Source organism: Streptomyces mutabilis, from assembly GCF_014649815.1.
GTDB classification, from domain to species: Bacteria; Actinomycetota; Actinomycetes; order Streptomycetales; family Streptomycetaceae; genus Streptomyces; species Streptomyces mutabilis.
Genome location: NZ_BMTT01000012.1, coordinates 230,045 through 237,464, shown reverse-complemented (window position 1 = coordinate 237,464; position 7,420 = coordinate 230,045). Strand labels below are relative to the sequence as shown.

Annotated in this window: 6 protein-coding genes; 5 read left to right on the top strand and 1 reads right to left on the bottom strand. The window is 72.4% G+C overall.

Translation table 11 applies throughout. The features are described 5' to 3' along the window. From IE142_RS24145 to IE142_RS24130, 4 genes are all read left to right on the top strand, one after another. The coding region (locus tag IE142_RS24145; RefSeq protein ID WP_191887685.1) for an alpha-glucosidase C-terminal domain-containing protein at positions 1 to 249 on the top strand (249 nt) is incomplete at its 5' end. Between the two features lie 28 nt (positions 250 to 277). Further along, positions 278 to 1,639: a maltokinase N-terminal cap-like domain-containing protein gene (locus IE142_RS24140; RefSeq protein WP_191887684.1), complete on the top strand. Its 1,362-nt coding sequence runs from the start codon at positions 278 to 280 to the stop codon at positions 1,637 to 1,639. Between the two features lie 3 nt (positions 1,640 to 1,642). Continuing rightward, positions 1,643 to 3,865 carry a 1,4-alpha-glucan branching protein GlgB gene (gene glgB, locus IE142_RS24135; protein WP_191887683.1) on the top strand — a complete coding sequence of 741 codons (2,223 nt, stop codon included), beginning with the start codon at positions 1,643 to 1,645 and terminating at the stop codon, positions 3,863 to 3,865. Positions 3,866 to 3,977: 112 nt separating this feature from the next. Then, on the top strand, positions 3,978 to 5,069 hold the full coding sequence (locus IE142_RS24130; RefSeq protein WP_191887682.1) for a glutamate--cysteine ligase 2: 1,092 nt from the start codon (positions 3,978 to 3,980) through the stop codon (positions 5,067 to 5,069). Positions 5,070 to 5,109: 40 nt separating this feature from the next. Here the strand turns inward: IE142_RS24130 and IE142_RS24125 are convergent, their stop codons facing one another. Further along, the gene (locus tag IE142_RS24125; protein WP_043376215.1) at positions 5,110 to 5,343 is read right to left on the bottom strand and encodes a DUF6480 family protein; all 234 of its coding nucleotides are present in this window, start codon (positions 5,341 to 5,343) and stop codon (positions 5,110 to 5,112) included. A gap of 151 nt (positions 5,344 to 5,494) precedes the next feature. Between IE142_RS24125 and IE142_RS24120 the strand changes: the two genes are divergently transcribed. Further along, positions 5,495 to 7,402, top strand: a complete 1,908-nt coding sequence (locus IE142_RS24120) for an AMP-dependent synthetase/ligase (protein ID WP_191887681.1) — start codon at positions 5,495 to 5,497, stop codon at positions 7,400 to 7,402. Positions 7,403 to 7,420: the final 18 nt, after the last annotated feature.

Below are 7,420 nucleotides of genomic sequence, written 5' to 3'. Positions count from 1 at the left end.
CCCGCCGTACTGGCCTTCCTGCGGGAGTACGAGGACGACCTGGTGCTGTGCGTGCACAACTTCGCGCGGTTCGCCCAGCCGACCGAGCTGGACCTGCGCGAGTTCGCCGGACGCCATCCGGTGGAACTGTTCGGCGGGGTCCGCTTCCCGGCGATAGGCGAGCTGCCGTACCTGCTGACCCTCGGGGGCCACGGCTTCTACTGGTTCCGGCTCACCCGAGTCGCATCCCGCATCGGCCGCCGCGTTTGAGCGCGGGCCGAGGAAAGGACGCGTCACCATGCCGAAGACCGCACCCCTGCGCCCGAGACGTACCCGTCTCGCCGAGCCCATGGCATCGCTCGGCGGGCTGCTGCGCGAGTGGCTGCCGCGCCAGCGCTGGTTCGCGGGCAAGGACCGGCCCGTGGCCGAGCTCGGCCTGCTGTCCATGACCGAGCTCTTCCCGGGCTGTCTGCACCTCCTGGTGCACACCGGGCACGGCCCCGTGCCCGCCCCGGGCGGCGCTCCCCCGGCCGGCGACTGCTACCAGCTGCTGCTCGGCGTGCGCGAACACCCTTCTCCGCGCCTGGGCCGGGCCGTCATCGGGCAGGTGCAGGACGGCCCGCTGGCCGGCCGGACGGTCTACGACGCCCTGCACGACCCCCGGACGGCCCAGCTGCTTCTGGAACGCCTCAGGCATCCCGGCAAGGCGGGCCCCCTGCGCTTCGAGGCCAACCCCTCGCGGCCGGTGCCCGGGGGGCTCGCGCCGCGGCTGCTGGACGCCGAGCAGTCCAACTCGTCGCTGATCTTCGGGGACGAGTTCATCCTGAAGCTGTTCCGGCGCATCCAGCCCGGTGTCAATCCGGACCTGGAGGTGCCGGACGCGCTGGCCCGGCAGGGCTGCGGCCGGGTCCCCGCGCCGGTGGCGTGGATGCGGACCACCTATCCGTACGAGGCGACCCTCGGTGTGCTCCAGCCGTTCCTCGACGACGCCTCCGACGGTTGGACCCTGTCCCTGAACGCGCTGGCCTCCGGGGACGACTTCACCCTGCAGGCCCACGAGCTCGGGCAGGCCATGGCGGACGTCCACCTGGCGCTCGCCGACGCCTTCCCGTCCGGCGCCCCGGGGGAGAACGGCCGCACGGCGGCGGCGATGACCGAGCGGCTGACCGCCGCCGCGCACTGCGTACCGGCGCTGCAGCCCTTCGTCCCCGGGCTGCGGGCGGCCTTCGCGGCACTGGCCACCTGCGACTCGGGGCCGCCCGCCCAGCGCATCCACGGCGACCTGCACCTGGGACAGGTGCTGCGGGCCGGCCGGGACTGGTTCGTCATCGACTTCGAGGGTGAGCCGTCGCGCCCGCTGTCCGAACGGCGCAGCGCCCACTCCCCCGTCCGCGACATCGCGGGCATGCTGCGCTCCTTCGACTACGCCGCCCGGCAGCGCCGCCCGTGGCGTCCCGAGTGGGCGCGCCGCTGCCGGGAGGCCTTCTGCGCGGGCTACGCCGCCCGAGCCGGGTGGGACCCCCGTAAGAAGCACGGCCTGCTGCGCGCCTACGAGACGGACCGCGCCGTGTATGAGGTGCTGTACGAGGCCCGGCACCGCCCCGACTGGCTTCCCGTACCCATGGCGGCGATCGAACGACTCGCCGTGAGAGGAGACTGACCCGTGGCCCTCCGCGACACCTCGCTCCCCGAGCCGTCCGGTCCCGTCCCGCCCGCCCCCGGTGCGTGCGGAACCGCCCCGCCCCTCGACCCGACCGACCGGGGGCGCCTGCTGGCGGGCGCCCACCACGACCCGCACGCGCTGCTCGGTGCCCACCCGGTCCCCGGCGGCGTCGCCTTCCGGGCGCTGCGCCCGTTCGCCCGCGAGGTGAGCGTGGTCGTCGACGGCGAGCGCCACGCCCTCGTGTCGGACGGGGACGGCCTCTTCTCCGGTGTGCTGCCGTCGCGGGAGATCCCGGCCTACACCCTCGTCGTGGCGTACGAGGAGGGCGAGCAGGAGACGCACGACCCGTACCGCTTCCTGCCCGCCCTCGGCGACCTCGACCTGCACCTGATCACCGAGGGCCGGCACGAGCAGCTGTGGCGGGCCCTCGGTGCGCATCCGATGACGCACGAGGGCGTGAGGGGCACCCGGTTCACGGTGTGGGCGCCGAACGCCCAGGGGGTGCGGGTCGCCGCCGACTTCACCCACTGGGACGGCACGGCGTTCCCCATGCGCTCGATGGGTTCGTCCGGGGTGTGGGAGCTGTTCCTGCCGGGCGTCGGCGAAGGCACCCGGTACAAGTTCGAGATCCACTCCCGGTACGGGCAGCGGTTCCTCAAGGCCGACCCGATGGCCCGTGCGGCGGAGGAACCGCCGAACACCGCCTCCGTGGTGACCTCGTCGGAGTACGAGTGGGGCGACTCCGAGTGGATGCGCACCCGCGGTGACACGCCCGTGCACGAAGCACCGTTCTCGGTGTACGAGGTTCACCTGCCGTCCTGGCGGCCGGAGCTGACCTACCGTGAGCTGGCCGACGTGCTGCCCGCCTACGTCAAGGACCTGGGCTTCACCCACGTCGAGCTGATGCCGGTCGCCGAACACCCCTACGGCCCGTCGTGGGGCTACCAGGTCACCGGCTTCTACGCGCCGACCGCGCGCCTCGGCTCACCCGACGACTTCCGCTACCTGGTCGACGCCCTGCACCGGGCGGGGATCGGCGTGATCATGGACTGGGTGCCGGCGCACTTCCCGAAGGACGACTGGGCGCTGGCCCGCTTCGACGGGGACCCGCTGTACGAGCCCGGGGACGAGCGGCGCGCGACCCACCCTGACTGGGGGACGTACACCTTCGACTTCGCCCGCACCGAGGTGCGCAACTTCCTCGTGGCGAACGCCGTGTACTGGTGCGAGGAGTTCCACATCGACGGGCTGCGCGTGGACGCGGTCGCCTCGATGCTCTATCTGGACTACTCACGCGACTCGGGCCAGTGGGAGCCCAACCAGTACGGCGGCCGGGAGGATCTGGCGGCGATGGCGTTCCTCCAGGAGATGAACGCGACGGTCTACCGGCGCTGCCCCGGCGTGGTGACGATCGCCGAGGAGTCCACCGCCTGGGGCGGGGTGACCCGGCCGACCGACACCGGCGGGCTCGGCTTCGGCCTGAAGTGGAACATGGGCTGGATGCACGACTCGCTGGAGTACGTCGCCCACGAGCCGGTGCACCGCAAGTACCACCACCACGAGATGACCTTCTCCATGGTGTACGCCTACAGCGAGAACTACGTGCTGCCGATCTCCCACGACGAGGTGGTGCACGGCAAGCAGGCGCTGGTGTCGAAGATGCCGGGAGACTGGTGGCAGCGGCGGGCGAACGTCCGCGCCTACCTCGGCTTCATGTGGGCCCACCCCGGCAAGCAGCTCCTCTTCATGGGGCAGGAGTTCGGCCAGGGTGCCGAGTGGTCGGAGAAGCAGGGCCCCGAGTGGTGGCTGCTGGACGAGGGGTACCACTCGGCGGGCGACCACCGCGGCGTCCAGGACCTGGTTCGCGCGCTCAACACCCGCTACGGACGGACCCCGGCCCTGTGGGAGCGGGACACCGACCCGGCCGGTTTCCGGTGGGTCGCCGTGGACGCGGCCGAGGACAACGTCTTCGCCTTCCTGCGCTTCGGCGCCGACGGTGCCCCCCTGCTCGCGGTGTCGAACTTCTCGCCGGTCGTCCGCCACGAATACGTGCTCGCCGTCGGCGACTACGCCACCGCCTGGCAGGAGGTCCTCAACACGGACTCCGAGGACTTCGGCGGCAGCGGCGTGGTCAACCCGGACCCCGTCAAGCCGGAGAACGGGATCATCCGTATCACGCTTCCTCCGCTGGCGACGGTGTGGCTGGTGCCGTACGCCCTGTGACGCTCGGCGGCGCGATCAGGTGTCCGGCCGCTCCCTCGGGGCAGTCGGTGGTCCTACGAACGGGACAGCCTCGTCGTCGCCGCGACCGGGCCCACAGAAAGGCGGCATCACGTTGCGCACCGTCGGAGTGGAGGAAGAGCTCCTCCTGGTCGACCCCGAGACCGGCGAGCCGCGGGCGCTGTCCGCCGCCGTGCTCGCCCGGGCCTCGCTGGACGACGCCGAGCAGGACGTCTTCGAGAAGGAACTGCACGAGCAGATGCTCGAGTTCGCCACGCATCCGCAGGTGGACATGGGGCGTCTGCACGCGGAGATCGTCCGCTGCCGCGGGGAGGCCGCGCGGCACGCGGGCGGCATCGGCTGTGCCGTCGCCGCGCTCGCCACGTCGCCGCTGCCGGTCAGCCCGGCCGTCGGCATGAACCGCCGCTACCGGTGGATGGCCGACCAGTACGGCGTGGTGGTCCACGAGCAGCTGGTCCTGGGCTGCCACGTGCACGTATCGGTCGAGTCCGACGAGGAGGGCGTGGCGGTCATCGACCGGGTGCGGCCGTGGCTGTCGGTGCTGGCCGCGCTGAGCGCGAACTCCCCGTTCTGGCAGGGCAAGGACTCCGCGTACAGCAGCTATCGCAGCCGGGTCTGGCAACGCTGGCCCTCGGCCGGCCCGACCGAGCTGTTCGGCTCGGCCGAGACCTACCACCGCCGGGTCGCCGACATGGTCGCCACGGGCACCATCCTCGACGAGGGGATGATCTACTTCGACGTCCGGCTGTCCCAGCGGTACCCCACGGTCGAGTTCCGGGTCGCCGACGTCTGCCTGGACGCCGGGACGGCCGCCCTCGTCGCGGCCCTCGCCCGGGCGCTGGTGGAGACGGCCGCGCGGGAGTGGCGGGAGGGTGTCGCGCCGGCCGGGCACAGTGTGAGCCTGCTGCGCCTCGCGGCCTGGCGGGCGGCCCGGTCGGGGCTGACGGAGGAGCTGCTGCACCCGGCGACGATGCGGCGGATGCCGGCCGAGACGGTCGTACGGGCGCTGCTGGAGCACGTCGGGGAGGCGCTCGCCGCCTGCGGCGACCTCGACCTCGTGCGGGACGGTGTCTCCCGTCTGCTGCGGCACGGCAACGGGGCGCGGGTGCAGCGCGAGCTGCTGGAGCGCACCGGCAGCCTGCGGGACGTCGTCACCGAGTGCGTACGGCGCACGCAGGCGGTCTGAGACTCCCCGGTGGTGGGGACCGGCGCTCCGCGGCCGTGCCTCAGAGCATCAGGACCAGGGCGTATCCCAGGAAGCCCGCCGCGACGAGCGCGACGAGGACGAGGATCACCGTCAGGGGTGCCATGGCCCAGCCCTTGGGCGGGTTGTTCCCCTCCCACGGGCCGGCCTCGGACATGCTGCTCTCCCCGGGCGGGGTCTCGCCGGGCGGCACGCCGCCTCCCGGCTCCAGTCCGGTGCTGCGTTCGGGTTCCGGGTCCGGATTCGTGTGAGTCATGCCCTACGGGTCCCCCGATCCGCCGGGATCACCGCGCGGGAACACTTCTGCCGTCCCGGCCCCTCGTGACCATCGCCTCGGCTAGATTCAGCACCGCCGTTAACGGTGCTCGTCGGTGGTGTCACCGTCCGTACATGTCAGGAGCCAGTGCATGCTCGACCCCGCTCTCGCTCCCCGGGCCGCCGGGCCCCTGACGGGCGGGCTCGCCGACAGCCTCTTCGAGACGGCCGCCCGCACGCCGACCCTGCCGATGCTGGCCCGTCGTCCCACGCCGGACTCCCCCGTCTGGCAGGAGGTGACGGCCGTTGAGTTCCGCGACGAGGTGGTCGACGTCGCCAAGGGCTTGATCGCGTGCGGGATCTCGCCGGGCGGCCGGGTGGCGATCCTGGCGCGGACCCGGTACGAGTGGACGGTCTTCAGCTACGCGCTGTGGACGGTGGGCGCCGAGGTGGTGCCGATCTACCCGACCTCCTCGCGCGACCAGGTCGAGTGGATCCTGCGGGACGCGGGCTGCGTGGCCGTGGTGGTCGAGGACGAGCAGAGCGTGATGACGGTCGGCTCGGTGTGCGCGTCGCTGCCGTCCCTGCGCCACGTCTGGCAGTTGGACGCGGGCGCGCTGGACACGCTGGTGGCGCGCGGCGAGTACATTCCGTACGCGACGGTCGACTCCATGCGCCGCATAGTGCCGCCGGACGCCACGGCGGTCGTCGCCTACACCTCGGGCACCTCAGGCCGGGCCCTCGGCTGCGCGCTGAGCCACCGCGGGCTGGCGAGTCCGTGCGACACGCTGATCGAGGGGTGGGGCCACACGGTGGCGCCGCCCGGGGAGCAGGGCGCGGTCCTCGCCTTCCTTCCCTTCTCGCACGTGTACGGGCTGATGATCCAGAATCTGTGCGTCCGGGGCGGACTGCTCATGGCGCACGAGCCCGCGATGAACGAGGAGGCGCTCGCCTCGGCCCTGCGTTCCTTCCGCCCGACGTACTTCTACGCGGTGCCGTCCGTCCTGGAGAAGCTCTACAAGAATTTCTTGCGCACCGCCCAGAAGGCGGGCCGCGGAGCACTGTTCGAGCGGGCCGCCGACACGGCGCGTGACTTCGCCGCCGCGCTGGAGCGCCGGCGGCTGGGCCGGGGTTCCGGGCCCGGGTTCGACCTCCGGCTCCAGCACTCCCTGTACGAGCGCACGGTCTACCGTCGGCTGCGGGCCGCGCTGGGCGGCCGGGTGCGCCGCGCGACCTCCGGCGGTTCGCCGCTCAGCCGCGAGCTGTCCCTCTTCTACGAAGGTATCGGCGTGTACGTCCACGACGGCTACGGGCTGACCGAGACCAGCGGCGGGCTGACCATGCAGCCCTTCGGGCGGGAGAAGTCCGGCACGGTCGGTCAGCCCCTGCCCGGCATGGAGATTCGGGTGGCCGACGACGGGGAGATCCTGGTGCGCGGGCCGTCCCTGTTCCAGGGATACCTCGGCGACGAGGAGGCCACCCGTGACGTGCTGCGCGGCGGCTGGCTGGCCACCGGGGACCTCGGTCACCTGGACGACGAGAACTACCTGGCGATCACGGGGCGCAAGAAGGACGTCATCATCACCAGCGGCGGCAAGAGTGTGGCTCCGGCGGCCCTGGAGCAGCGGTTGCGCATGCATCCGCTCGTCCACCAGGCGGTGGTGGTGGGCGACAACCGGCCCTGCGTCGGTGCCCTGATCACGCTCGACCCGGCTTTCCTGACCCACTGGCGGGCGGGTCTGGCGCTGCAGGGCGACGCCCCGGCCCGTGAGGCCCGGGAGGAGAACGCGCTGCGCGAGGAGGTGGCGCGGGCGGTGGCGGCGGCCAACAGCGTTGTGTCGCGCTCGGAGTCCATCCGCGTCTTCCGCGTCCTGCCCGAACCGTTCGACGTGGCCAACGGGCTGTTGACCCCGTCGATGAAGCTGCGGCGCGACGAGATCGTACGGACCTACGCCTTCGAGATCGACGCGATGTACGAGGCCCGGTCGCACCGCCGCCCGAGGACGGTGCCCGAGGAGCCTGCCGGGTGGGAGGACACGGACAACGTGTTCCTCCGCTGAGCCGAGCGGCACGCGTAC

Excerpts from the sequence above, each read along its gene's own strand:
- IE142_RS24120 (WP_191887681.1), top strand. The coding sequence starts at position 5,495 with ATGCTCGACCCCGCTCTCGCTCCCCGGGCCGCCGGGCCCCTGACGGGC.
- IE142_RS24140 (WP_191887684.1), top strand. The coding sequence starts at position 278 with ATGCCGAAGACCGCACCCCTGCGCCCGAGACGTACCCGTCTCGCCGAG.
- IE142_RS24125 (WP_043376215.1), bottom strand. The coding sequence starts at position 5,343 with ATGACTCACACGAATCCGGACCCGGAACCCGAACGCAGCACCGGACTG.